Below are 26,246 nucleotides of genomic sequence, written 5' to 3'. Positions count from 1 at the left end.
CATGGATGTAAGTGAGGTCATCCGCACCTGGGATATCGACGGAGAGGTTCGCCTCGTCCTCGTCTTCGACGGCACCGTCCAGGGCGTCGGTTTCCGTTGGACCACGCAATCGCTCGCGAATGAGGCCGGCGTCACCGGCTGGGTCCGCAACGAGCCAAACGGCACCGTAACCGCGGAGATGCAGGGCACGGGCCACGCCATCTGCCAAGTGCTCGCCAGCCTTCGCGACCAATACGCCAGCGCTCGCTCGCACGCTTTCCTGCGTGCGATGAACCTGCGCTTCACCGTTACTTCATGCGAAAGGAGGGCCTGCCGCCAATCCGGCGACAAACCCTCCTTTGAGGTTCGGTATTAACCAGCGATGACTGCCTCACGGGGTTGACAAAGGGACAGTCCCTTTGTCAACCGCCGAAGTCTCCGTCGCTTAGTCCTGGTCGGCGTAGAACGAGCCCATGTAGCGGATGTACTCGTCCTCGGTGTGGTTGGCCTTCCAGTCGTGGACGCTCTTCTTGTTGCGCTCGCCCGTGATGATGGAGAACTCCTTCCCGAGCTTCTCGAACGCCTCGTCGGCCACCTCGTCGGGCGTAAGTGCGAGCTTGACGACCTGCTCGCCCACCGGGCCCTTCGGGAAGTTCTTGATGGCCGTGGGCGTAAGCGTCGTGCCAAGCGTGCAGACCTCGACGTCGACGCCCGTCTTCTCGCACTCGCAGGCGACGGCCTCGGTGAGCTTGAGGATGTAGGCCTTACCGGCACCGTACTCGGCGTTCCACGGGGAGCTCGAGATGCCCGTCATGGACGAGACGTTGATGACCGCGCCGCGGTCCTGCTCGGCAAAGATCGTCATGAAGTGGTGGAACATGCGCAGAAAGCTGATGACGTTGACGTTCACCATCTTCTCGTGGTCCTCAAGCGAGGTGTGCTGGAACTTGCCAAAGTGGTGCAGGCAGGCGACGTAGCTCATGAAGCCCATATCAAGGCCCTCGGTAGCCGAGAAGACCGCCTCGCAGGCCTCGTCGGGACAGGACAGGTCGGCACGGACGACCTTATAGTCCACGCCGTACTCCTCGTGGAACTTCTCGCCCTTCTCGCGCAGCAGCTCCTCGCGTCGACCCACCATAACCAGGTTCATGCCACCCTCAGCGAGCTTCTTGCAGAACGCCTCGCCCACGCCCTCGGTGGCACCAAGGACGATGCCCCACTCGCCGTACTTCTCGCGTAGATTCGTCATAAGTCTCCCTTTTCTTTTGCCGCCAGCCCCGGCGGCATCGAACACTCGCGGGGCACAGGGATACTCCTTCATGCAAAGCTATGACCCTTCGCCTCCGCGAGTGGCGAGACGCCCATCCACGAACGGTGCCCAGGCCGCGAGAGGTTGACAGGAGCCGTAAACTCGGCTCTTTTCAGCAAGGAGAGCTGACAAAGGGACTGTCCCTTTGTCAGCTACAGCAAGGGGCCCGGCCCGCATATGCGAGACGGGCCCCGAGGGCTCAGCTGTGTGGCAGGTTCCACGCGGCGGTGTAGCCGCTCTAAATTGTCACGCCCAGAGTTCGCGGGCGGTCCCGCGTCTCCGCGCGCCGCGCAGGCGCGTGGCGCCCGTGCGCCGTCCGGCCTCGCGTCTCCGCGCGCCGCGCAGGCGCGTGGCGCCCGTGCGCCGTCCGGCCTCGCGTCTCCGCGTTCCGGAAGGTCCCGCGTCCATCGCGCGCTATCCCTTACTTATAGCTAGCCTTGAGAATCGCAGTCACGTCATCGACGGTCAGCGGCGACGGATCGTGACCGAAGAGAGCGTCGTTGGTGGTAATGGCATTCTCCGCGATGGCAGAAAGCTCGTCCTCGGTAATGCCCCAGTCGCTCATCTTGAGCCCGTCCATGCCACATTCGCGCTTGAGGCGAGAGAGCTCGGTCACGAACGCACTCGGGCCCTGCTCGGCAAGCTCCACCTCGCCGGCACCCATGAGGCGAGCCATCTCGACGTAGCGGTCGTCGCACGCATGGACGTCAATCATATGCTGGTGATAGGCGCAGGCGATCATGATGAGGCCAGCGCCGTGCGGAAGGTCATGGTGATGAGCGCTCATGCCGTGCTCGGTACCATGACAACCGGCGCAGCCGGAGCAGACCATCGCGTAGCCACCGAGCGTGTTGGCGAACGCGAGCTGGGTGCGCGCCTCGAGGTTCGTTCCGTCGTTGACGCAGGCAGCAAGCGAGGCCGCGGCATTCCTGATGCCCTCGCGGCAGATCATGTCGCCCATGAGGGTGTGGTTCTTGGCGATAAAGCACTCGACGTTGTGGAACAGCGCATCAAAGCCCTGGAAGGCGGTCAGACGCGCGGGAACCGTGAGCATGAGCTCGGGATCGACCACGGACAGGCACGGGAAGAGACGCGAATCGCCCAGGCGCAGCTTCTCGTCGGTCTCCTCGCAGGAGATGACGGCGCCAGCGTCTGCCTCGGAGCCGGTGCCGGCAGTTGTGGTCACGCACACGAGAGGCAGCGGATCGTTGGGGATGGGCTGGGACTTTGCCGTGCCACCCATGACGTAGGTCCAGATATCACCGGCGGTAACGTTGCCCTCGGCGTCCACGGCCGGATTCGCGGCGATCGTGCAAATGCCCTTGCTCGCGTCCATGACCGAACCTCCGCCGAGCGCGAGAACGAAGTCGCAGCCCTCGCCTCGAGCAAGCCAACCGCCCGCGTTAACCGTATCGCGCAGCGGGTTAGGCTCGATGCGGTCGAACAGCACATGCTTCACGCCGGCACGATCGAGCTCGGCCTCGACACGAGTGAGGTAGCCGTTTGCCTTCACGGACTTGCCGCCGGTGGTCACGATCAAGGCCTTGGCGCCGGGAAGCTTCTGGTCACCGAGTTCGCCGAGCTTGCCTGGACCAAAGAGCACTTTTGTGGGCGCATAGAAGTTATAGGTCTCCATGCTGCATCCTTTCGTTCGAGCGCGTTGATTCCAATGCGTGTTATAGCGCGAGAACTAGCACGTCACAATACGCAAGCGCATTCGAGACAATAAGATACGCGCGCTTGTTTTCTGCTTCGTCACGGGTGGCAATCTTCACGAGCGAAGAGCCATCGCAGATGGAAGATCAACTCGAGCGTGGAATCACCTCGAGCGGCGAACATCGCGGGCCTTAGCACGCCACATGTGGCAGGCGCTCTCAATCGGCAGGCGCTCTCAATCGACGGGTCGACACGAACTAAAAGTCGCCACATGCAGCGAGTCGACACGGGCGGCGAGAAAAACTCGCTAAGTAGGGGGCTATTCCGGAACTATCGGAGTAGACACCCCAATTCCGCCGCAAAAGCCCAGTTGATCATTGCGAAAACAAAGCCTCTACTCGGCAACTGATCAAATAGCCCCCTACTTAACGCACTTTTCAAATCGAAACCGATGCGTAAACGATAACGCAGCGTCTAGGAGTGCGATGAAACGCCCCTCCTCTAGCAGAAATAGCAGCTCGGCCGAGAAGTATGGACATAAAGCGTGAACGCGCGGGTAGCCATCGTATCTCGATCACAAAGCCCCATTTGGTAAACGCCCGATTGGCAACGCTACTTGGCGAATCCCGAATCATGTCCATACTTCTCGGACGAGTTAAAACACGTGACCGCTCAGGCGAGCAAACAGTCTCGCCGCGCCCCCGTTCAACGCACAATATAGGCGTATCCTATGGCAAGCAAACATTGTCAAGGGAGGCCCCATGACCCTCACCCAGCTTCGTTACGTCACGCGCGTCGCCGAGTGCGGCTCAATCACCGAGGCCGCACGACAGCTTTACATCTCGCAGCCGTCCCTCTCCGCCGCCGTGCGTGATCTCGAAACCGAGCTTGGCATCCAGATCTTCAACCGCAGCGCGCGCGGCATTTCGCTCACGCCCGACGGCTCGGAGTTCCTCTCCTATGCTCGTCAGATTCTCGAGCAGACGGAGCTCGTCGAGCAGCGCTACTCCCACGCCCGCCCGTCAAAGCGCCTATTCGCCATCTCGTCGCAGCACTACGCGTTCGTCGTCCTCGCCTTCGTTCGCCTACTCGAGGGTTCAGACGCCGACGAATACGAAATGACCCTGCGAGAGAGCCGCACCTACGAGATCATCGAGGACGTCGCCGGCTACCGCAGCGAGCTGGGCGTGATCTATCTCAGCTCATTCAACGAGAAAGTCCTGCGCAAGCTCATGCGCGAGAACCGCCTCACCTACACGCCGCTGTTCAACGCGCGCCCACACGTCTTCGTAAGCGCGTCGCACCCGCTGGCAAACGCGAAAAGCGTCCGCCTCGAGGACCTCGATGACTACCCGTACCTTTGCTACGAGCAGGGCACACATAACTCGCTCTACTTCTCCGAGGAGCTCCTGCCTTTCGAAAGCCACCGCAAGACCATCGTCCTCACCGACCGTGCGACGCTGTTCAACCTGCTGCGCGGCGTGAACGGCTACACCATCAGCTCTGGCGTGCTCAACAGCGACCTCAACGGCGTCGACATCGTCTCCGTCCCGCTCGAGACTGACGAGACGATGCAGCTGGGCTTCCTCACGAACGACCGCGCTCGCCTCTCCCCCATGGCCAAGCGCTACCTCGACGAGCTCCGCTCCCTCATCGCCGATAACGGCTTCGAAATCCTGGGGTAGCGGCGAGCGCGGCGCGTCCCCACAGCTACGGCAGAACGTTGCCCGCGGAGCAGTAGATCTCGTACCACTCCTTGCGGGTGAGCTCGAAGTCGCAGGCGCGCGCGGCCTCGCGGACGCGCGACGCCTTCGTGGTGCCGATGACGGCCTGCATCTTCGCCGGATAGCGGAGCACCCAGGCGAGCGCCACGGCCATCGGGGTCACGTCGTACTTCTCGGCCAGCTCCTCGAGCTTGGCGTTGAGCTCGGGATACTTGGGGCTGCCGAGGAAGACGCCCTCAAAGTAGCCGTACTGCATGGTGGACCAGGCCTGGATGACCATGTCCCTATCCTCGCAGTACTCGAAGATGCCCCCGTCTCGCATGATGGCGGCGTCGTTCTCCATGTTCACGTTGAACGCACCGTTGAACGCAGGCGTAAACGCGCAGCTGAGCTGCATCTGGTTGGTCGCGAGCTTGACCGGGACGCGACGCTCGAGACGACCGAGCATGGCGGGATTGAGGTTCGAGACGCCCCAGTCGAGGACCTTACCCTGATCCTTGAGGGTCTCAAGGGCCTCGCCCACCTCGTCCGGCTCCATGAGCACGTCGGGGCGATGGAGCAGCATCGAGTCGACGTGGTCGACGCCCATGCGGGCGAGGCCGGCGTCAACGGCTTCGATGATGTGCTCCTTCGAGAAGTCGTACCACGTGAAGCCGTCCGGCTCCTTGCGAATGCCGACCTTCGACTGCAGGAAGACGCGATCGCGCAGACCCGGATTGGCGGCGAAAACCTCGCCGAGGATGCTCTCGCAGGTGCCTCGGCCGTAGACATCAGCGATGTCCAGGGCGTTGATGCCCTCGTCGAGCGCGGTCTCGATGAGCTCCGTGACCTCGGGCACGCTCATTTCCTTGATGCGCATGAGGCCAATCATGACCTCGGACGCCTTAGCCTTCTGCTCTCCAAATTCGATGTAGCGCATGAGCTTCCTCCTTGCTATTGAATACCCCTGCGCCTGATGATGACGCTTTAGCCAAGAGGAGTGCACGCCCCCATCGGCGAATGGCGCGCGATGCAGAAGTGGGACCTCGCGACGTCACGTGGCATCCGGCGGATAGCGGCGGCTCGCTTGCCACGGCGACTCGCAGCCGGGCGGCGATAGCGGTGACTCGCTTGCCACGGCGACTCGGGACGTCACGTGGCATTCGGCGTATAGCGGCGGCTCGCGGCCGGGCGGCAAAACGACCTCACGGCGGCCCACAATAGAAATCTGACCGCCAAACACCCCTCCCTACCTCGATGTAACAGAATCTTAATCCCTAGTTACCCACTAGGGTATTGACCTTATCGCCCACGCGGGCGTATAAACTCACCAGCAAAACCGAAGGCGCAAGGAGGTGCCGAGAGATGACTGCCAAGACCACCACGATGATGATGTGCATGCGAATGCTGAGCTCCCGGGCACCGCAGGGGTCTACCTGCAGGGTTGTCGTGCGTCATTAGCACCATCGCCTTGCGAAACGTCTCCGACTTGCGCCCGGGAGCCCGTGAGCTGCCGGGCGTTTCTTTTTTGGCAGCTACCCCGTTCGGCGCGTCGGCAGGCAACACGATCGCAGCGTCGAAGCCTCAAACACGCCCATCGAATCCAACAAGAACCCGCTCGACCAATATCCCGCAAGAACCATCCTTTAGGAGGAACCCATGTCTGACATCACCGCCGAGACCGAGAAGACCTTCCACTTCGAGACCCTTCAGCTCCACGTCGGCCAGGAGGCGGCCGATCCCGCCACCGACTCCCGCGCCGTGCCCATCTACCAGACCACGAGCTATGTCTTCCGCAACTCCCAGCACGCCGCCGACCGCTTCGGCCTTGCCGACGCCGGCAACATCTACGGCCGCCTGACCAACTCCACGCAGGGCGTCTTCGAGGACCGCATCGCCGCGCTCGAGGGTGGCGTGGCCGGTCTCGCCGTCGCCTCCGGCGCTGCCGCCATCACCTACGCCATCCAGGCGCTCGCCAAGGCCGGCGATCACGTGGTCGCCCAGAAGACCATCTACGGCGGCTCCTACAACCTGCTCGAGCACACGCTCCCGCAGTACGGCATCACGACCACCTTCGTCGACGCCCACAACCTCGACGAGGTCGAGGCGGCCATCCAGGACAACACCACCCTCATCTACCTCGAGACCCTCGGCAACCCCAACTCCGATATCCCCAACATCGACGCTATCTCCGAGATCGCCCACAAGCACGGTCTGCCCGTCGTCGTGGACAACACGTTTGGCACGCCGTATCTCTTCCGTCCGCTCGAGCATGGTGCCAACGTCGTCGTCCACTCCGCCACGAAGTTCATCGGCGGCCACGGCACCTCGCTTGGCGGCGTGATCGTCGACGGTGGCAACTTTGATTGGAAGGCCTCTGGCAAGTATCCGCAGATCGCCGAGCCCAACCCCTCCTACCACGGCATCTCCTTCGCCGACGCCTGCGGTGCCGCCGCGTACGTGACCTACATCCGCGCGATCCTCCTCCGCGACGAGGGCGCCTGCATCTCGCCCTTCAACGCGTTCCTGCTGCTCCAGGGCACCGAGACCCTGTCGCTTCGCCTCGAACGCCATGCCGAGAACACCAAGAAGGTCATCGAGTACCTCGTGAACAACCCTCACGTCGAGAAGGTCAACCACCCGAGCCTCCCCGACCACCCCGACCACGACCTCTACGAGAAGTACTTCCCCAACGGCGGCGCCTCGATCTTCACCTTCGAGATCAAGGGCGGCAAGGACGCCGCGTGGAAGTTCATCGACAACCTGCAGCTCTTCTCGCTGCTCGCCAACGTCGCTGACGTCAAGAGCCTCGTGATCCACCCGGCCAGCACGACGCACTCCCAGCTCTCGGACGAGGAGCTCGCCAACGTAGGCATCTCGCAGTCCACGATCCGCCTCTCCATCGGCACGGAGCACATCGACGACATCATCGCCGACCTCGAGCGTGGCTTCGCCGCCCTCGACTAGTTCGCAAGCCGCAGACAATCGCATCGACTCGGAAGGGGCGGGCCAGGTGGTCCGCCCCTTTTTGTGCGCTGGCGAGCCGGTTGTGTGGCACGGGCGGCACGGGTACGCAGGCCACACGTCGCGGAAGCGCCCGATACACAACGCGGAAGTGCAACTTGCACGGCACAGGCGCGCCGGCCGCATGCCGTGGAAGTGCCCGATCGCACTCGCCGCATGGAGGAACAGCGCCAGGACGCTCGTGCCGTCGAATGGCTCCCAGCAACCCCATAGTTTCAGGCTATATAACCATATCAGCTATCGATTCTTCCGGATGACCAACCGCTCTGTAATACTTGGTCTCGTGGCCGCTCTCGCCCAGCCTTCCATGCGGGGAAGCCCCACGTAACAGGCGAAGCGTCACCTCTTCGCAACGAACCCACAGCTCAAAGGAGCCATCATGGCAAAGCTCAACGCACCCTTCCGCTATGACATCGTCGGCAGTTTCCTCCGCCCGCAGGCAATCCACGACGCGCGCGCCAAGCACGCCGCCGGAGAGATCTCCTTCGAGCAGCTTCGCGAGGTCGAAGACGCCGAGGTCTCCAAGATCATCGAGAAGCAGAAGGCCGTGGGCCTGCACGCCGTCACCGACGGTGAGTTTCGTCGCCGCTGGTGGCACCTCGACTGGCTCGCCGGCTTCAACGGCATCAAGGTGTATGACTTCAAGACCGCCGGCTTCGGCGTCGAGAAGGTCATGCAGAGCACCTACGTCGACTCCCCCATCTCCTTTGACCCCAACCATCCCTTCCTCGACGGTTTCCGCCGCACGCAGAAGCTCGCCGGCGACACGCCCGTCAAGCAGACTATCGCCGGCCCCAACATGGTCACGCTTGACTCCGTGGTCCTCTCCCAGCAGTACGCCGCGAACCCCGTCTACGCCAACCTCGACGAGCTGCGCCACGACCTCGCCAAGACCTATCAGGACGCGATCCGCGCCTTCTATGACGCCGGCTGCCGCTATCTGCAGCTTGACGACACGAGCTGGGGCGCGCTCTTCTCGGGCCGCTTCCGCGACAGGATCGTCGCCTGCGGCTATGACCCCGACGAGCTCATCGACGTCTTCGGCGACATCACCGACGAGGCTCTCGAGGGCCGCCCGGAGGACATGGTCATCACGACCCACATGTGCAAGGGCAACTTCATGAGCCACTGGCTCTATGAGGGCACCTACGAGACCATCGCGCGCCGCCTGCTGGGCATCCGCGGCTTTGACGGCTTCTTCCTCGAGTACGACGACGAGCGCTCCGGTAGCTTCGAGCCGCTCAGGCACCTGCCGGCGGACACCGACCAGCGCGTCGTCCTCGGCCTCGTGACCACCAAGACGGCTGGCCTCGAGGATCCGGACGCCATCCGTGCGCGCATCGCCGAGGCCGCGAAGATCGTGCCCCTCGAGCGTCTCTGCCTCTCCCCGCAGTGCGGCTTCTCCTCCACCGAGGAGGGCAACTCGATCGCCGAGCAGGTCCAGTGGGACAAGCTCAGGCTCGTGCGCGAGGTTGCGGAGTCCGTCTGGGACGACGCGGACGAGGCATAGTCAGCGAGGCTCGCAGCCAGGCGTGCCAACTACCGTGACATTAAAACCTTGGGGCCCGGGACGCCAGCCGTTCCGGGCCCCTTCTCTTGGCCATCGCTCACCGTCTCGGCAAGCGCCACGCCTTTCTCGGCATCCCGCGTGTGTCATAGCTTCATCCTATGCATTCGCATACATGATGCGTAGTACCGGATAGCCCACAGACGTGGAATACTATTCCCAGCCAATTGGTCGGTTAGTTAAACGACTAGCAAAGAGCCTGGTAGAGATGATAATTGCGCACATCTCCCAAGCTCTTGCGACACTCACGAGTCACCTCACACCCAAGGAGAAACCCATGTCCTACAAGCACAATGCCCCGTTCCGCTATGACGTCGTCGGCAGCTTCCTGCGCCCGGACGTCCTCAAGCAGGCCCGTGCGGACCACGCCGCCGGCGTCATCGACGACGCCGCCCTCACGGCGGTCGAAAACGAGGCCATCCGCGACCTCGTCGCCAAGCAGAAGGCCGCCGGTCTGCACGTCATCACCGATGGCGAGTTCCGCCGCAGCTATTGGCACCTCGACTTCATGTGGGGCCTGAACGGCATCGAGCGCCGCACGAGCCGCACCGGCTATATGTTCCACGACGAGGAGACCACCGCTGACACCGCCGTCGTCACGGGCAAGATCTCCGGCGAGAACCACCCGTTCGTCGAGCACTTCAAGTTCGTGAAGGCCCTCGAGGAGGACGGCCAGGTCGCGCGTCAGACCGTCCCCGCCCCCGTCCAGACCTACTCCGAGGTCATCCTCGACCGCTGTGACGGCCAGGTTGAGAGCCTGCGCTCCGTCTACGCCGACGACGAGGCCCTCATCGAGGACATCGCTGCCGCCTACCGCACCGTCATCGCAGACCTCTACGCCGCCGGCTGCCGCTCCATTCAGTTCGACGACTGCACCTGGGGCATCTACTGCGACACGGACTTCGTCGCCAAGACCGGCATGAGCCCGGTCGACATCCAGAAGGTCTCCGAGCTCGGCGTTCGCCTCAACAACCTCGCGATCGAGGGCAAGCCCGAGGACCTCGTGATCACCACGCACGTCTGCCGTGGCAACTACCACTCCACCTACGCCTTCGAGGGCGGCTATGACCCCGTCGCGCCCTACCTCTTCGCCGACGAGAACGTCGATGCCTTCTACCTCGAGTTCGATACCCCGCGCGCCGGCACCTTCGAGCCGCTCAAGTACGTGGCCGAGGGCAAGAAGGTCGTGCTCGGCCTCGTGACCTCCAAGCAGCCGGGCCTCGAGGACGAGGATCTTCTCGTCAGCCGCATCAACGAGGCGGCCAAGTACGTGCCGCTCGAGAACCTCTACCTCTCCCCGCAGTGCGGCTTCGCCTCCTGCGAGTGCGGCAACAAGCTCACCGAGGACGAGCAGTGGGCCAAGGTCGCCCTCGTCAAGCGCGTCGCCGAGAAGGTCTGGGGCGAGGCGTAAGGCGGCCGCCACAGGTACGGCCAACGGACGCGTCCGGGCAAGCACGACCGGCAAGCATGTCCGGCAAGTGCGGCCAAACAAGCACGTCCCAATTAGCACGTCCAAACGAAATCCCCCGGTCCTAGCGCCGTTCTCGCACGCAGCTGCGCGAGAAGAGGCATCAGAACCGGGGGATTCGTCTTTACCGCGCTGACGGCCACTGGCCGCGGCGAGCCAATCTTTACTGCGAGGTACGGCCACTGGCCGCGGCGAGTCTAGTCGAACTGATGAGCCAGGCGAAGGGCCTCGGCGGCCTGCTCCGCAACCGCGGCGGCATCGGAGTGCGGGTCGCCAATGCCAGCAAGCACGCGAGCAATGGCTACGCAAGCCTCCTCGTTCTCGCAACCGGAGTCCTCAACGGCGCACGCAGCCATCTGGACATCTGAAACGGCATCCGCGATCGGTTCCCTACCAGGGCCGGCATACGGACAGGTCACGGCTCCACGGGGCACCCCACGGTGCTCTGCGATGTGCTCGCTGCGCGCGTGGACCTTATCCGCCTGCTCGCGGAGGGTCTCCAAGGGAGCAGGGACAGCGGCCGCCTCGAGGCCCTCGAGAAGCACGTCAAACGCATGGCCGCAGGGCACGAATCCAGGGTTTGCGTCCATCGCGGCGCACATCGTGGTGCCAAGGCCCACGAGCTCGGCCATGAGCAGGGACACGAAGCTCTCCCTCTTGAACTCAGGGTTCTCATGAAGATACATGTCTCTCTCCTATCGTCGTCAGTATCCCCCGTGATAGTAGCAAACGAAAAGACCCGCCAAGGGACTCCCCCCAGCGGGTCTCGAAAAACCTGAAAAAGGGACTGTCCCTTTTTCAGGTTTTGCCACTTACAGACCCAGGGTCGCGGCGACCTCGGCGGCACAGGCGAGGGCGTCGGCCATGGCGGTCACGACGAGGGTGGAGCCGTTGCGGGCGTCGCCAGCGGTGAAGACGGGCTTGCCGGCGACGCTCGCGGCCGTGCGGTGCGAGTTTGCCGTCGCCATAACGGGCAGCGGACGGCCCTTCTCGGCGATCTTCGCGCCGAAGGCCTCGACCACGCTAGCCTCGGGACCGGTGAAGCCGCAGGCGATGAGCACGAGCTGCGCCGGCACCTCACGCTCGGAGCCCTCGACGCGCTCGGGCTTCCCATGGCTCCAGTCAAGGTCGACCACACGCAGGCCACGGACGCCGCCGTCTTCGTCGAACAGCACCTCGAGCGTGTCAACGCCCCACTCGCGCATCTCGCCGCCCATGAGGTCGATGGCCTCGACCTGGCCGTAATCGGTCTTCTTGACGTTGGGCCATTGCGGCCAGGCGTCTCCAGCCGCGCGCTCCTCCGGAGGGCAGCTCAGGAACTCGAACTGGCGCACGGAACGCGCGCCCTGGCGCACCGCGGTGCCCAGGCAGTCGTTACCCGTGTCGCCGCCGCCGATGACCACGACGTCCTTGCCCGCAGCGTCAATCGCCGGCGCGCCGCCGTCAAGCACCGAGCGCGTGGCACTCGTAAGGTAGTCGACCGCGTAGACCACGCCACCGGCAGCGAGTCCCTCGTCATAGCCCGCGGCGGCAAGGCCACGCGGCTTGCACGCGCCCGCGGCGACCACAACGGCGTCGAACTCGTCCTTGAGCGCGGCCGCGACCGTGGCGTCACTCGCGTCGACACCCAGGCGGAACTCGATGCCCAGCTCGCGCATGAGCTCGACGCGACGCTTCACGACGTCCTTCTCGAGCTTCATGTTGGGGATGCCGTACATGAGCAGGCCGCCAGCACGGTCATGACGCTCGACCACGGTCACGCGGGCACCGCGGCGCGCGAGTTCCCAGGCACTGACGAGGCCGGCGGGACCGGAGCCCACCACGGCCACGCTCGGCGCGTCTGCCCCCGCAGGAGCGAAGCGAGCCGGGCCGCCGTGCGCCCACTGCCAGTCGCTGATGGCGCGCTCGTTGTCGTGAATCGTCTCCGGCTCGTCGGCACGGCCAAGGTTGCAGGCCGCCTCGCACAGCGCCGGACACACGCGGCTCGTGAACTCGGGCATGGGAGAGGTCAGTGCCAGACGCTCGGCCGCCTCCTCCCACTGGCCGCGATAGACGAGGTCGTTCCACTCGGGAATGAGGTTGTGCAAGGGACAACCACTCGGACGTGCCTTGCCAAACGAGATGCCCGTCTGGCAGAAGGCCACGCCGCACATCATGCAGCGGCTTGCCTGCACCTGCTGCTGCTCGGGCGTGAGCAGCTCGTAGAGCTCGTTGTAGTCACCCGTACGCTCGGCCACGTCACGAAGCCCATGGGCCTGCCTGCCGTGCTCGAGAAACGCTCCTGGCTTGCCCATGCTAGTTCCTCCCCGTGATCTGATCGAAGGCCACCTGCAGGGCCTCCTCGTGAGACTTACCCGCCGCCTCGGCAGCAGCGACAGCCTCGAGAACGTGCTCGTAATCGCGCGGAATCACCTTCACGAACTTCTTCCCGTACGTCTCGAAGCGATAGAGCATCTTGATGCCGCGCGGGCTCGAGGTGCGGGCGACGTGCTCCTCGACCAGGCCGCGGACGAACTCGAGCTCGTCAGCCGTGGGTTCCTTGAGCTCCACCATGTCGGTGTTGCAGCGTCCCGCGAGCGTGCCGAACTCGTCGAACACGTAGGCCACGCCACCGCTCATGCCAGCCGCGAAGTTGAGGCCAACCTCGCCGAGCACGACGGCTACGCCACCCGTCATGTACTCGCAGCCGTGGTTGCCCACGCCCTCGACGACGACCGTGGCGCCCGAGTTTCGCACGGCGAAGCGCTGGCCGGCGAGACCGTTCACGAAGCCCTTGCCGCTCGTGGCGCCATAGAACGCGACGTTGCCCACGATGATGTTCTCGTCGAACTTGTAGTTCGAACGCTTGGGCGGACGCACGGAGAGGATGCCGCCGGAGAGGCCCTTGCCGAAGTAGTCGTTCGCGTCGCCCTCGATGTTGAGCGTGACGCCCTTCGGCAGGAACGCGCCGAAGCTCTGGCCGCCCGAGCCCGTGCAGTCGACGGTGACGGAGCCCTCGGGAAGTCCCTCGGGGTGCGCCGCGGTGACCTCATGGCCGAGCATCGTGCCCACGCAGCGGTTCACGTTGTCGATATCGGCATGGAAGCGGATGGGCTCGAGGTGCTTGCGGGCGCTCGCGGTGTAGGGCACGAGCAGCGTCGCGTCGAGCGTGCGCTCGAGCTCGAGGTCGGGAGCCATGCTCGGCAGGAAGTGACGGCCCTCGGCACCCGGGATGTTGCGGCCGAACTCGTTCGTCCCGTTCGCGAGCACGCGAGAGAGGTCGACCTCGTTGGCCTTCCAGTTGCCCTCGACCTCGACCTGGCGCAGGCACTCGGGGTGGCCCACCATCTCGTCAACGGTGCGGAAGCCCAGGCGCGCCATGATCTCGCGCAGCTCGGCGGCCGTGAACTCCATGAAGTTGACGACCTGCTCGGGCGTGCCCGTGAAGCGGCCGCGGAGCTTGCAGTTCTGCGTGGCGATACCGGCCGGGCAGGTGTCCTGCTGGCAGTCGCGCTGCATGAGGCAGCCCATAGCAACGAGCGGCATCGTCGCGAAGCCAAACTCCTCCGCGCCGAGGAGCGCCGCGATGGCGACGTCTCGGCCGTCCATGAGCTTGCCGTCCGTCTCGACGACGACGCGGCTGCGCAGGCCGTTCATGAGGAGCGTCTGCTGGGTCTCGGCCAGGCCGATCTCGAACGGGATGCCAGCGTGCCAAATCGAGTCGCGCGGGGCGGCGCCGGTGCCGCCATTGTGGCCGCTAATCGTGATCTTGTCGGCACCACCCTTGGCAACGCCCGTCGCGATGGTGCCCACGCCTGCGAGGGCACAGAGCTTCACGCTGATGCGAGCACCGGGATTGGCGTTCTTGAGGTCGAAGATGAGCTCGGCAAGGTCCTCGATGGAGTAGATGTCGTGGTGCGGCGGCGGCGAGATGAGGCCGACACCAGGCGTGGACTGACGCACCTCGGCGATCCAGGGGTAGACCTTCTTGCCGGGCAGGTGACCGCCCTCGCCGGGCTTGGCGCCCTGGGCCATCTTGATCTGGATCTCGATGGCGCTCGAGAGGTAGCGGCTCGTCACGCCAAAGCGGCCAGAGGCGACCTGCTTGATGGCGCTCTTCTTGGAGTCGCCGTTGGGCAGCGGCACCTCGCGCGCCGGGTCCTCACCGCCCTCGCCGGTGTTGGAGCGGCCGTGCAGGCGGTTCATGGCGATGGCGAGGGTCTCGTGAGCCTCCTTGGAGATGGAGCCGTAGCTCATGGCGCCCGTGTTGAAGCGCTTCACAATCTCCGAGACGGGCTCGACCTCCTCGAGCGGCACCGGCGTGCGGCGGACGGCGTCGAAGTCGAGCAGGTCGCGCAGGGTGACGGCACGGCCAGAGCGGTGGATGACCTCGCCATACTCGCGGAAGAGGTCCATGTCACCCTCGGTGCAGGCGCGCTGCAGAAGATAGATCGCACGCGGCTCGATGAGGTGCTCCTCGCCGTCGATCGGACGCCACTTCGTGAGGCCCAGACTCGGGAGCTGGTTCGGCGACGAACTCTTCGCAAGAGCCATCGCCGCGGCATAGCGCTCGTTCTGCTCACGCTGGACTCCCTCGATGTCGAGGCCACCCACACTCGTCGTGGTGCTCGTGAAGTAGCGGTCGACGAGACCGTCCGCAAGGCCGATGATCTCGAAGATCTGCGCGGAGTGGTAGCCCTGCATCGTCGAGATGCCCATCTTGGACATGATCGAGGTGATGCCCGCGGTCACGGCGCGGTCATAGTTGGCGACAGCCTCGTCGCCGGGAAGGTCAATCGCGCCCTTGGCCACGAGGTCACGGATGCACTCGTGCGCCATGTAGGGGTAGATGCCGCTCGCGGAGTAGCCCACGAGGCACGCGAAGTCGTGCGCGCAGATGGCGTCGCCGGTCTCCACCACGATGTCCGCGAGCATGCGCACGCCCGTGCGGATGAGGTGGTTGTGGACGCTGCCGAGCGAGAGCAGGCTGGGGATGGGCACCTCGCCCGCGGCGGCGCGATCGGAGATGACGACGATGTTCACGCCTCCGCGCACCGCGGCCTCGATGTCGGCGTCGAGCTTCTCAAGGGCGGCCTCGAGGGCACCCTCTCCCCCATCGACCGGATACGTGGCGTGGAAGACCTGCGTCTTGAAGCCCACGCGGTCGATGGCGCAGATGCGCCTGAACGCGTCGTGGGTGAGCAGCGGCCCCTGCAGGCGCACGAGGCGGCAGGTGTCGCGGCAGTCCTCGAGCAGGTTGCCGTGATTGCCGAGATAGAGCACCGAGCTCGTGACGAGGCTCTCGCGCAGCGCGTCGATAGGCGGGTTGGTGACCTGGGCGAAGAGCTGGTGGAAGTAATCGAAGAAGGAGCGCGTGCGCTTCGAGAGCACGGCGAGAGGCGCGTCGACGCCCATCGAGGCCAGGGGGACCTTGGCCGCAGTCGCCATCGGACGGATCAGCTCGTCGACGTCATCGTAGTGGTAGCCGAGCTTCGCCATGCGCTCGGTGAGGCGCAGGTCCTCGTCGGGCTCCGCGGGCAGCTCGTCCGCGGCAGGCTCGCGCAGGTCGTGGATGTCGAGCGTCTCGTCGCCCAGCCAGTCGCGGTAGGGCTTCTCGTTGGCGTACTTGTCGCGGATCTCGTCGTTCCAGATCACGCGGCCCTGCGAAGGATCAACCTCGAGCATCTCGCCCGGGCCGAGGCAGCCCGTGCGCAGGATGTTCTCCGGCTCCACGTCGATGGTGCCCACCTCGGAGGAGAGGATGATGCGGTCGTCACGCGTGACGTAGTAGCGCGCCGGGCGCAGGCCGTTGCGGTCGAGCGCGGCGCCGAGGATGCGGCCGTCCGTGAAGGCGATGGCGGCGGGGCCGTCCCAGGGCTCCATGAGCATCGACTGGTAGGAGTCGTAGGCGCGGCGCTTCTCGGAGAGGTTGGGGTTGTGGTCCCAGGGCTCCGGAATCATGAGCGTCACGGCGCGGTCGAGCGGGCGCCCGTTCATCGTGAGGAACTCGAGCACGTTGTCGAGGATGGCGGAGTCGGAGCCCTCGCGGTTGATGATGGGCAGGACCTTCTCGAGGTCATGCTGCAGCACCGGGCTGTAGAGGTTTGGCTCGCGGGCGCGGATCCAGGAGACGTTGCCTCGCAGCGTGTTGATCTCGCCGTTGTGGATGATGTAGCGGTTGGGGTGCGCGCGCTCCCAGCTCGGCGTGGTGTTGGTCGAGTAGCGGGAGTGGACGAGGGCGAGCGCCGTCTCGACGGCGGCGTCGGAGAGGTCCGTGTAGAAGCGACGCATCTGCGTGGCGACGAGCATGCCCTTGTAGACGATGGTGCGCGAGCTCATGGAGCACACGTAGAAGATCTTGTTCGCAAGGGCAGGGTTCGCGTCGGCGGCGCGCTCGATGGTGCGGCGGCAGACGTAGAGCTTGCGCTCGAAGTCCTGACCGGCGGCGACGCCCTCGGGGCGACGGAGAAACGCCTGGAGGATGGTGGGCATGCACGCCTTCGCCGTGTCGCCCAGGTCATGCGGGTCGACCGGCACGCGGCGCCAGAACATGAGCGGCACGCCGCATTCGGCGCAACCCTCCTCGAAGACGCGGATCGCGGCCTGGACGGCAGTCGAGTCGGCGACGCCATCGGTCTCGCCGGTCTCGTCGCTGTGTGGGAAGAAGAGCATCGCCACGCCGTAATCGCCCTCGTCGGGGAGCAGCTGGCCCTCCTTCTGCGCCTCCTTGCGGAAGAAGCGGTGCGGAATCTGGAACAGAACGCCCGCGCCGTCTCCGGTGTTGCGCTCGAGACCCTTGCCGCCGCGGTGCTCGAGGTTGACGAGAACCGAGAGGGCGTCGTCGAGAGTCTGGTGGCTCTTGACGCCCTTCAGGCTGGCAATGGCACCGATTCCGCAAGCGTCATGCTCGTAGCTGGGACGATACAGACCGGTCTGGCTGGCGTTGTACTGATGAGACTCCATAGTGACGTCCTTCTCCGTAGGTCATTTCGCGCCGTCGCGACCCCGTTGACGAACGGGGCGCAAGCAAGCTCTCGCTACTCTAGGAGCCGGATATGTCACGTCCGTTACGCCAACACGGGCGCAACACGAGCGAAGCAATCTTGTAACACGGACCCACCAACCCGAAAAAGGGACAGTCCCTTTTTCAGGTCCGGGCATTACCGTAGAGCGCTACAAAGAAGGCGGCAGAGGATCGATTCCCCTGCCGCCATCCGCTACATGTCTTCCGGGAGCTCGCCCTCGAGCTCGGGAAGCTCGTCGTCAAGGCTGTCCGAGACGGTCTTGAGCTTGCGTTCCATGACGTTCGTGCGCGTGGTGATGATGCCGTCGACCGTCCTGCCGGCGCGGTCGATCTGCTCCTTGGCTTTGCGAAGCTCCGCCTGGTAGCGGGGAAGCTCCGCCTTGACGGCTTGGAGCACATGCATGACTTCGTTGGTGCGACGCTGCAGGTTGAAGGTCTGATAGGTCATCTGCAGGCTCGAGAGAATCGCCGCCATCGTCGATGGTCCGGCGACGTTCACGTGATAGTCGCGAGCGAGGCGCTCGATGAGGCCCGGCATGTTGACGACCTCGGCATAGAGGCCCTCGAAGGGTAGGAACATCACGGCGAAGTTCGTGGTCTCGGGAACGGAGATGTACTTCTGGGAGATGTCCGACGCCTCCTGGCAGATGCGTGCCTCGAGGCGCTTGCGCGCCGCCGTAAGGTCCTCGCGCGAGCCCTCGTCAGCCGCATCGCGGAGCTGGGCATAGAGGTCTCCCGGGAACTTCGCGTCAATGGGGAGCCAGATGGGGTCTCCCTCCTCCACCGGCAGCTTCACGGCAAACTCGACGCGATCGGCGCTGCCGGGCTTGGTGGCGACGTTCTCCGCATACTGCGAGGGGACGAGGATCTCAGAGAGGATGGCGCCGAGCTGGACCTCGCCCAGGATGCCGCGCGTCTTCACGTTGGAGAGGGTCTTCTTGAGGTCGCCCACGCCCGCGGCGAGGCCCTGCATGTCGCCCAGACCCTTGTAGACGGCCTCGAGGTTGTCATTGATCTGCTTGAAGGAAACGGAGAGGCGTTCGTTGAGCGTGCTCGTGAGGCGCTCGTCGACGGTCGCGCGGATCTGGTCGAGCTGGCGCTGGTTGTCGCCGCGAATCTGGCTCAGCTGCTCGTTCATGACCTGGGTGTTGCTGGAGAGTTGGTCATTCATCGTCTTAGTGTTGGCAGCGAGCTGCTGGGTCACCGCGTTGGTGACGCCATTCAGCTGCTCGTTCGCGACGCGGGCGTTGTCCGTGAGCTGACGGGTGACCGCCGCCGTCGCGTCGCTCAACTGGTTGTTGACGTCACGGCGAAGCGCATCGACGCGCATGCCGGACCCCTCGACTCCGCGCGCGACGCCCTCGAGCGTGGCCTTCGTCTCCGAGGCGCTCTGAACCTGGCGATCGGCGAGCGCCCTCATGAGGTCTTCGGCCTTTTCAAAGCGCGCGTCAAGTTGGTCCTCAAGCTGGTCCTCGCGGAGGACGGAGCGCATCGCGCGCAGGGCCGTCACGGAAACGGCGAGCGCGACTGCCACGGAGGCCGCGGCGATGACGATACAGACAAGCTCAATGGTACTCACGGGCAATCCCCATCCCTAGAGGTCGAATCGATAGCGGACGACAACCGGCTGGCCATTGGCAACGCCCAGCTCAACGCAAACGAAGGCGCAGGAAATGTGCCTATAGCCCTGGTCACGAAGGACCTTGGCATAGAAGCGCGCCTGCATCTCGTGGCGACGGCGAATCTCACCGAAGGTGGCCCCGACGTCGCCCGTCTTGTAGTCCACGAGAAGGGCCTCGTCCGCTCCGGGCGAAGGCAAGGCGGCGTCGGTCGCGAGCAGGTCGATCGCGCCCTCGAGGTTCGAGCCAAACGGCGAAGCGACCTCGCAGAAGAACGGCACCTCCGCGCGAACGAGCGAATGGCCAAGAGCCTCCGCGCGGATGTCGCTCGCCTCCCAACGCGCGAGCGCCTCCTCAAGGCGAGCCGCGTCACGGGCGGTCACCTGGTAATTTGCGGCGACGATACGCAAGCGGCGAGCATCCGGGACATGCCCGGTCTCCACCATGTAGCGCGCGAGCTCATGGAATGCCGAGCCCAGGTTCGTCGCTCGGTCGGCGTCCGATGCCTCGGGCAGCTCGTCGTCCACGACGACGGGCCACTGGGCGCCGGCCCGGCCGTCGGCTACCTCCGGCAGCTTGCCAGGCACGAGGTTCGCGAGCGCAAGCTCCGAGGCGTCGGGCTTAGCAGGGACCGGAAGGTCGAGCACCTCATCGAGAGAGATGGGCCTACCCTCCTCCGCGGCAGCCGCCATGGCGGCGTGGGCGGACGAATAGCTGAACACGCCCTCGCGCGGACGCCAGAAGTCGAGCCGCGCGCGGGTCTCTGCGTCGATGTCGAAGATCTTGAACGGTACACGGCCACCAGCGCCGGAGGCACTGGGCGCGAGTTCGCCAGAACCAGCGGCTTCGCTTACCGCCGCAGCACCTTCGAGCGGGAGCGTCTCGGCGGAGTCGACCTCGACCGAGACCTCCGGCGTGGGCCTCACGTCAACGCAGCGGACGAGGCCCAGACGAGCGCCACCGTACTCGAAGCGACCCTCTCCCGCACCCGGACGCTCCGCGAAGAGCGAGTTCGCAACCGTCCCCGCCATCGCGGGCGTCAGCCTGCCATCCTTGGCCTCGGTCACGTCGAGCGAGAGGATGACGCACTCCTTGGCACGCGTGAGGGCGACATAGAGGAGCCTGCCCGCCTCGCGCTCGTCCGCGAGCTTGCCTTCCTCCTCCATGAGATAGCGCCACTCGAGCGGCGTCACGCACTCCTCCGCGCAGGTGGGCGCGTCCTCGCTCAGATCGGGAAGCTTGAGCGACGCCGGCGCGAGGGAGAGGACCATGCGCTCGCCGTCGCGCTTCGAAAGCAGGCGCGGCGTCTTGTGCGGCCTGTCGGAGCCACAGCAACCCACCACCGCAACGACGTCGAACTCGAGACCCTTCGAGGCATGCGCCGTCATGATGCTCACCGCGTCGAGGCCCTCGCCGGAAAGCGACGCCGGTCCCTCCTTGGCAGCCTCGAGCCAACGGGAGAACTCGTCTGCGGCGAGCGGGGCGTCGAGGGCCGCCGGCTCCGAGAGCTCGCGGACATGGCGTACCGCAGCGAGCACGTTTGCCGCGACGGCACGTCCCGTCACGCCCTCGCCCTCGAGCCTCGCCAGCCAACCGGACTCTCGGACGGCCATCAAACAGACGTCCGCGACGGGGATCTTGCCCACGCGTGACAGGGCACGGCCGATCACGCGACGGGCATGCGCGAGGCGCGCGCTCACGGGCTCGTCGCCAAAATCAGCCGCGTCCTCGCGAACCCCCGGGTAGATGCGACGCTTTGCGGGAGCGTCGATCATCTCCTGGGGCTTCGTGGCCAGGCGCAGCATGTCGTTCGCATCGAGCTCGAACATGTCGCTGTCAAGCACCGGGTACAGGCCACTCTTGGTGTCCTGGGGATTCGCGAGAAGGCGGAGGAATGCCTCGACGACGCGGACCTCGGGCGCACTCGAGAAGGTCGAGCCACCCGTCACGACGCTCTCGAGGCCGCGCTCGCGCAGGGCGTCGATGTAGGCGTCCGCGCCCGTGAGGGTGCGCATCAGCACGGCCATGCGCCTCGGCGCCACGCCCTGCTCGCGGATACGGGCGAGGCGGTCCGCCAGCTGGGCGGCGGCGATCCTCGTCCTCGCCTCGCGTTTCACGGGCACAGCGCCAAGGCGATGGGCACGCGTCAGCTCGACCACGACGCGCGGGCACGCGTCCTCGGGGAAGTCGCTCTTGCGCGCCGGCTTGGGATGCAGGTCCATGAATGACGGCACGATGCCCGTGTCGCCGCAGACGCGAGCGACGAAGCGCAGGATCGCGTCATCGCTCCTGAAGTTCGTGTCGAGACGCACGGTCTTCGCCACCTCGGCGGAACGGTCCTCGAAGACGCTCACGTCCGCGCCGCGGAAGCCATAAATCGACTGCTGCGCGTCTCCCACCGTCGTGAGGTGGCAGGCATCCTCGCCCGACAGGCGCTTGACCATCGAGACCTGCTGGGCGTTCGTGTCCTGGAACTCATCGACCATGACGAGGCGGAAGCGCTCCGAGTACTCCGCGGCGATGTCCGGATGCTCGCGGAAGGCGCGCGCGAGCAGGTGGAGGAGGTCATCGTTGTCGAGCACGCCGCAGGAGCGCTTTGCGTCCGCGTAGTACCTCGTCGCAAGGCGGGCGAGGCGCATGAGGGGCTCCGAGAGGTGCTGCACGCTCGCGAGCGCAACCTCGCCACGGGCGCAACCCAGGGCGGCCTTCGTATCGCTCCAGAATTGCTTTACGGCCTTGGCGCTCCACTTCCTGCCGTCGGGGCCGCTGATGCCTTCGAGGATGTCTCGGGCGGCAGCGGCGTCACGCCTCGAGGGAGGAAGCTCCCAGAACTCCTGGAGGGAGGAAAGCTCGTCCCGCAGCCGGGAGAGCTCGTCTGCGTGCTTCGTCTCGCATGCGCACATGGCCTCGTAGCAATCCGTCAGGGAGCGCATGACTCCCGAGACGTCCGGGAGGGCGGGCGCGAACCCGAGCGAGTCAAGGCCCTCGAGCGCGCTCGAGGCCTCGTTCTCGATCATGCGAACGAGCGCCATGACGCCGTCTCGCTCCGTGCTGCCGTATTCCGCGAAGAGGGCGGCGACGCCCGGGTCTCCCTCGGACTCGCGAAGGGCCTGCTCGCTGGCCTCCTCGCGCATGAGACGCGCCTCCTGCTCCCCCACCATGGCGAAGCTCGGGTCGAGGTCAAGGTCAAGAGCGTGGTCGCGAAGGATGCGCGAGCACATGTGGTGGATGGTGCTCACCCACGCCGAGTCGACTCGAAGGGCCTCGTCCGCGAGGCCCGCCGCGCGAAGGGCGCCACGGATGCGGTCCTTGATCTCGCCGGCGGCCTTCTCGGTGAAGGTGATGATGAGCGCCTGGTCAAGGCTGTCGAGGTAGGGGCGGCCACCCTCGCCGGAGCCGGGGCAGAGCGCCCAGACGATGCGGCGCGTCAGCGTGAAGGTCTTGCCGGAGCCGGCACCCGCCGCGACGAACACGGGGCGATCGAGCGTTTCGACGATCTCGCGCTGGCCTGGCATGAGGCCGTCGAGTAGCGCGGCGGCACGGTCTGCGTCCGCGGGGGTCGCGAAGTTCTGGTCGCTCATTACTGCCTCCTCTCACAGGACAGGACGGGGCACCACTCGCATGCCTTGGGGCTTCTGGGACGAGCGTCGATCTCGCCGGCACTCATGCGCCCGATGACACCGGCGATTGCCTCCTCCGTGCGGTCGAGGAGCTCGTCGAAGTTGCGAGCACCCGGGACGGGAAGGCTGATTCGCTCGAGCTGCTTCTCCGTGAGGACCCCACCCAGGCAACGGGTGGAATCGGTGGCGGAGATGGCGCCGGTCACCTGGTGGCAGCCCTTCGTGCCGAGGTAGAGAGAGCCCACGACCCGTATGCCCTCGCTCGAGAAGAACTCCCTCGCGATACTCGCGTAGATGAGGGTCTGGACGCGATTGGGAAGCACGAAGCCGGCATCCCAGTCCTGGTCGCCCCTTGGCAGAAGGGCATACTCGTCAAAGAGCGCGCCCTTGTGCTTATAGTCGATGACGACGGCGCGACCCTCGGCGTCGACGTCGAGGCGGTCGATGGTGCCCACGAAGTCCGCGCCGGCATACGTCGCGGGACGGCCGCTCTTGCCTCCGAAGTCCCCCTCGAAGAGTCGCGGCTCGAAGCCGTCAAAGAGGGTTGCCTCGTACTCGAGCGTCGAGATGAGGTCGCGCTCGAGCTCCTCGAGGCGACGGAGCTCGCTCGGCACGTGGGGAACGAGCGCTTGCTTCGCCCTCGTCTTGCCCTCCGCACGCTGATGGGCGTAGTGCTCCGCAAACTCCGCGCGAAGGAGTTCGATGGCATGCGGGAGCGTCTGCTGGTCCACGCGCGAGCCTGGAACGCGGACGAGGGGATCCAGCCAGAATGAGGCGCCGTTCTCCGGCTCCTCGCCGAGCTCGCCCCCCAGAAGGCCCGCGGCCTGGGCGGCCTCCAGGAAAAGGCGCCTGTGGGTCACCTCGAGCACGCGGTGCGCAAAGGTGCCCATCTGCATGTTGGTGAAGGTGGCGTCCATGTCATCGAGGCCGAGGCGACGCAGCGTGAACCACTTGAACGGGCACTCGAGGTAGGTCTCGACCTGGGAGGCGGAAAGCGACAGGCGGCCCCCCGGAAGCTCCGCCTGACCATCGCGAGGAACCACGACGAGGCGGCGCAGTGCAGGGTCGAGATGGCCCGCCTCGGCGCGAGGGGCCACCTCATGAGTTGCCGGAGCAACGGGCTCAGCTCCGATGTTCTCCTCGACGGACCCCTCGTCGAGACGGCTCGACGGCGCGGACTCGAGCGCGCAGCGCAGCTCGCCGGAGGCGTTCGCCTCCGAGTAGCAGGCCAGGACCTCGGACAGCATCACCGAGGGGAAGGTCTCCGTCGCAGACGCGTCATGCGAGGGGCACACGAGCGCGAGCGAGCGCGCAGGAACGCGCAAGGCGCTCGCGAAACGGGCGCGCGAGGCATCGAGCGGATCCTGGGGTGCCTCGACGCCGGTGGCATCGAGAAGGCGCTCGAAGGCGCCGCCCGGGGCGGGGACGGGAGTCGTTCCCGCATCGAGGCCGAGGTAGACAAGCGCGTCCGCAGACGCAGGGGCAAGCGCCGCGGCGTCCGTGGGAGACACGACGTCTACCACGCACGTTGCGCCATCGCACGCGAGCCCGGGCCTGACCTGAACCGAGGAGCCCATCAGCGCCGCGTGGACGAGACGAACGAGCTCGTTCAGGCTGTAGCCCGCGTCAAGCGAGACGCCCGCCGCCTTGAGCGTGCGGCCGGCCTCCGCCAGCGCCGCCAGGGCCGCGGCATCCGCCGCGCGGGCAAGGGACTCCTCCGCAGAAGGCTCCGCCGGCTGCTCAACCGGGATGCCGTCCTCGTCCTGGGCGGGCTGGGCCGCGGCGAGGAGCAGCCTCGTCGCGGCGGCGCCAACGTGACCCTGCATGAGGTCACGCGTGGCGGCGGCGACTGCAGGCGAGGTGAGGGACTGGTTCTGGAGCGTCGCGAGGACGGCGGCGGGAGACAGGATGCGATTGCCGCGCCAGGAGACGTCACGACGCCAGGCAACCTCCGCGCCAGCGCGGGAGGAGACACCCATCAGGAAGTCCGTGAGGCCACGCGGCGGCCACCAGCTCATGTCCGGCAGGCACTCCGGGCTCGCGAGCTCCTCCTTCGAAGGCCACGAGGCATCAAGCTCGACCAGGTGCGCCACCGAATCCGCAAGGCGGAGGAGACCCGCGCCGGCGCCCGTCTCCTCGACGGAAAGACGCAGGCTGCCACGGACGGAAACGCCGCGGGCGTGGAGCTTGGGCGCAAGCGAGCGCCAAGTGGCGCGAGCGTCTGGAGAGACGACGACCACGTGCGTGGCACCCTCGGAGGCAAGCCCCTGGATATGCTGGCATGCCGCCTCGTCTTGAGCGAGCGGACCCGCGGGCTCGAGCAGCCTGACCGCGCCCGTGGGCCTAAGCACCTCGGAAGCCGGTCGGAACAACGTGCCGAGAAGCGAGTTGAGCTCGGGCTCACGAGAGATGGGCTCCGCGGCAGAAACTACCTCGTCGATGACCTCGATCCCAGCGGCGACAGCGGCCTCGCGAAGCTCGCCCGCGGAGGCGAGGGCCCTGCCAGACGCCTCGCCCTCGAGGACGCGCACGAAGACGGTGACCTCGCCCAGGCGGGCAAGCGCGCAGATAAGCTCCCTCGTCACCCGGTTGAACTCGTCAAAGCCCAGGAATACGCAGGGAGGCACGGGCGCGCCCTGCTCTCCCATCATGGCAGGCAGGAGCGAGGTCGCCTCGCAGGGCTCCACGAAACCCTTCTCGGCGAGGGCCTGCGCATAGGCATCCGTGAGATCGAGGGCGCGCGCCTCGCCCGCGGTGAGCGAAGCTCGCTCCCCCGCGGCGGGAAGCCAGGGAAGGGCACGAGCGACGACATCGCAGAGCAAGGCGACCGTACCCTCGCCCCCGTCGAGCGGGGCCATCTCGTGACCCGCGGCGACGAGGCTCATGAGAACGGGACGAAGCCCGCGCGTCACAAGCGAGCGCCCGTCTCCGTAGAGTGCCCAGCGGAGGTCCGTCCACGTGGAGGGCGTCTCGCAGTCGACACCGGCCGTGAGACCGGCGGCTGCAAGCTCACGCTGGACCTCAAGCCCACACGTGAGGCTCGGCACGAACACGAGCGCCCTTCCCGACGCCGCACGCCCCGCATCGAGCACGCTGACGGCCGAGGCACCGACGAGCCTCTCATCTGACGTTGTGATAAGTCGAAGAGCCATGTTCCTCCGCTTGTCGAGGTCTTTCCCGACAATCCTACCGCGTAAAGCGGACATTTATAAATCGGATAAAAGCCCAGGGTAGCGCACTGGCAAAGCACGGCGCACGTCCGCTTGAAAGCTGATGCATGCGCGACCGTCGCTGGCAC

Annotated in this window: 14 protein-coding genes; 5 read left to right on the top strand and 9 right to left on the bottom strand. The window is 65.7% G+C overall.

All coding sequences use genetic code 11. The annotated features are described in order from the left end of the window. The first annotated feature begins 1 nt into the window (after window position 1). The gene (locus Q0H23_RS01460) at window positions 2–355 is read left to right on the top strand and encodes an acylphosphatase (RefSeq protein ID WP_293834950.1); all 354 of its coding nucleotides are present in this window, start codon (window positions 2–4) and stop codon (window positions 353–355) included. Window positions 356–424: 69 nt separating this feature from the next. On the opposite strand, the gene Q0H23_RS01455 is transcribed toward Q0H23_RS01460, so the two are convergent. Continuing rightward, window positions 425–1,228, bottom strand: a complete 804-nt coding sequence (locus Q0H23_RS01455; RefSeq protein WP_293815488.1) for an SDR family NAD(P)-dependent oxidoreductase — start codon at window positions 1,226–1,228, stop codon at window positions 425–427. Between the two features lie 481 nt (window positions 1,229–1,709). Continuing rightward, window positions 1,710–2,924, bottom strand: coding sequence for an iron-containing alcohol dehydrogenase (locus Q0H23_RS01450; protein ID WP_293834948.1), 1,215 nt, complete (start codon window positions 2,922–2,924; stop codon window positions 1,710–1,712). A gap of 781 nt (window positions 2,925–3,705) precedes the next feature. Here Q0H23_RS01450 and Q0H23_RS01445 point away from each other — a divergent pair. Beyond that, a complete protein-coding gene (locus Q0H23_RS01445) occupies window positions 3,706–4,629 on the top strand; it encodes a LysR family transcriptional regulator (RefSeq protein ID WP_293834946.1) in 924 nt (307 codons plus the stop codon). 25 nt (window positions 4,630–4,654) lie between these two features. Here Q0H23_RS01445 and Q0H23_RS01440 read toward each other — a convergent pair whose 3' ends face one another. Next, complete coding sequence (locus Q0H23_RS01440; RefSeq protein WP_293834943.1) at window positions 4,655–5,587, bottom strand: aldo/keto reductase; 933 nt, start codon at window positions 5,585–5,587, stop codon at window positions 4,655–4,657. A 719-nt stretch (window positions 5,588–6,306) separates the two neighbouring features. On the opposite strand from Q0H23_RS01440, the gene Q0H23_RS01435 reads away from it, so the two are divergent. The 3 genes from Q0H23_RS01435 to Q0H23_RS01425 all read left to right on the top strand — a co-directional run bounded on the left by Q0H23_RS01435 (window position 6,307) and on the right by Q0H23_RS01425 (window position 10,649). Beyond that, window positions 6,307–7,614 carry an O-acetylhomoserine aminocarboxypropyltransferase/cysteine synthase family protein gene (locus tag Q0H23_RS01435; protein WP_293834941.1) on the top strand — a complete coding sequence of 436 codons (1,308 nt, stop codon included), beginning with the start codon at window positions 6,307–6,309 and terminating at the stop codon, window positions 7,612–7,614. Between the two features lie 436 nt (window positions 7,615–8,050). Then, window positions 8,051–9,181, top strand: coding sequence for a 5-methyltetrahydropteroyltriglutamate--homocysteine S-methyltransferase (locus tag Q0H23_RS01430; RefSeq protein WP_293834939.1), 1,131 nt, complete (start codon window positions 8,051–8,053; stop codon window positions 9,179–9,181). Between the two features lie 334 nt (window positions 9,182–9,515). Then, window positions 9,516–10,649 carry a 5-methyltetrahydropteroyltriglutamate--homocysteine S-methyltransferase gene (locus Q0H23_RS01425; protein WP_293834936.1) on the top strand — a complete coding sequence of 378 codons (1,134 nt, stop codon included), beginning with the start codon at window positions 9,516–9,518 and terminating at the stop codon, window positions 10,647–10,649. Window positions 10,650–10,903: 254 nt separating this feature from the next. On the opposite strand, the gene Q0H23_RS01420 is transcribed toward Q0H23_RS01425, so the two are convergent. The 6 genes from Q0H23_RS01420 to Q0H23_RS01395 all read right to left on the bottom strand — a co-directional run bounded on the left by Q0H23_RS01420 (window position 10,904) and on the right by Q0H23_RS01395 (window position 26,100). After that, the gene (locus Q0H23_RS01420) at window positions 10,904–11,392 is read right to left on the bottom strand and encodes a hypothetical protein (protein ID WP_293834931.1); all 489 of its coding nucleotides are present in this window, start codon (window positions 11,390–11,392) and stop codon (window positions 10,904–10,906) included. A gap of 126 nt (window positions 11,393–11,518) precedes the next feature. Further along, a complete protein-coding gene (locus Q0H23_RS01415) occupies window positions 11,519–13,000 on the bottom strand; it encodes a glutamate synthase subunit beta (protein WP_293834929.1) in 1,482 nt (493 codons plus the stop codon). A gap of 1 nt (window position 13,001) precedes the next feature. Then, on the bottom strand, window positions 13,002–17,648 hold the full coding sequence (gene gltB / locus Q0H23_RS01410; protein ID WP_293834927.1) for a glutamate synthase large subunit: 4,647 nt from the start codon (window positions 17,646–17,648) through the stop codon (window positions 13,002–13,004). 254 nt (window positions 17,649–17,902) lie between these two features. Further along, window positions 17,903–19,288, bottom strand: a complete 1,386-nt coding sequence (gene rmuC, locus Q0H23_RS01405) for a DNA recombination protein RmuC (protein ID WP_293834925.1) — start codon at window positions 19,286–19,288, stop codon at window positions 17,903–17,905. Window positions 19,289–19,303: 15 nt separating this feature from the next. Beyond that, entirely contained in the window at window positions 19,304–22,909 is a 3,606-nt protein-coding gene (locus Q0H23_RS01400) for a UvrD-helicase domain-containing protein (RefSeq protein ID WP_293834923.1), read from the bottom strand. After that, on the bottom strand, window positions 22,909–26,100 hold the full coding sequence (locus Q0H23_RS01395) for a PD-(D/E)XK nuclease family protein (protein WP_293834921.1): 3,192 nt from the start codon (window positions 26,098–26,100) through the stop codon (window positions 22,909–22,911). Before Q0H23_RS01395 ends, Q0H23_RS01400 begins: the two co-directional genes overlap by 1 nt. Window positions 26,101–26,246 lie beyond the last annotated feature (146 nt).

It is taken from the genome of uncultured Parolsenella sp. (assembly GCF_934660935.1).
In the GTDB taxonomy this organism is placed as follows: domain Bacteria; phylum Actinomycetota; class Coriobacteriia; order Coriobacteriales; family Atopobiaceae; genus Parolsenella.
The sequence above is the reverse complement of the archived record's forward strand: the minus strand, read 5'-3'. Positions and strand labels throughout refer to the sequence as shown.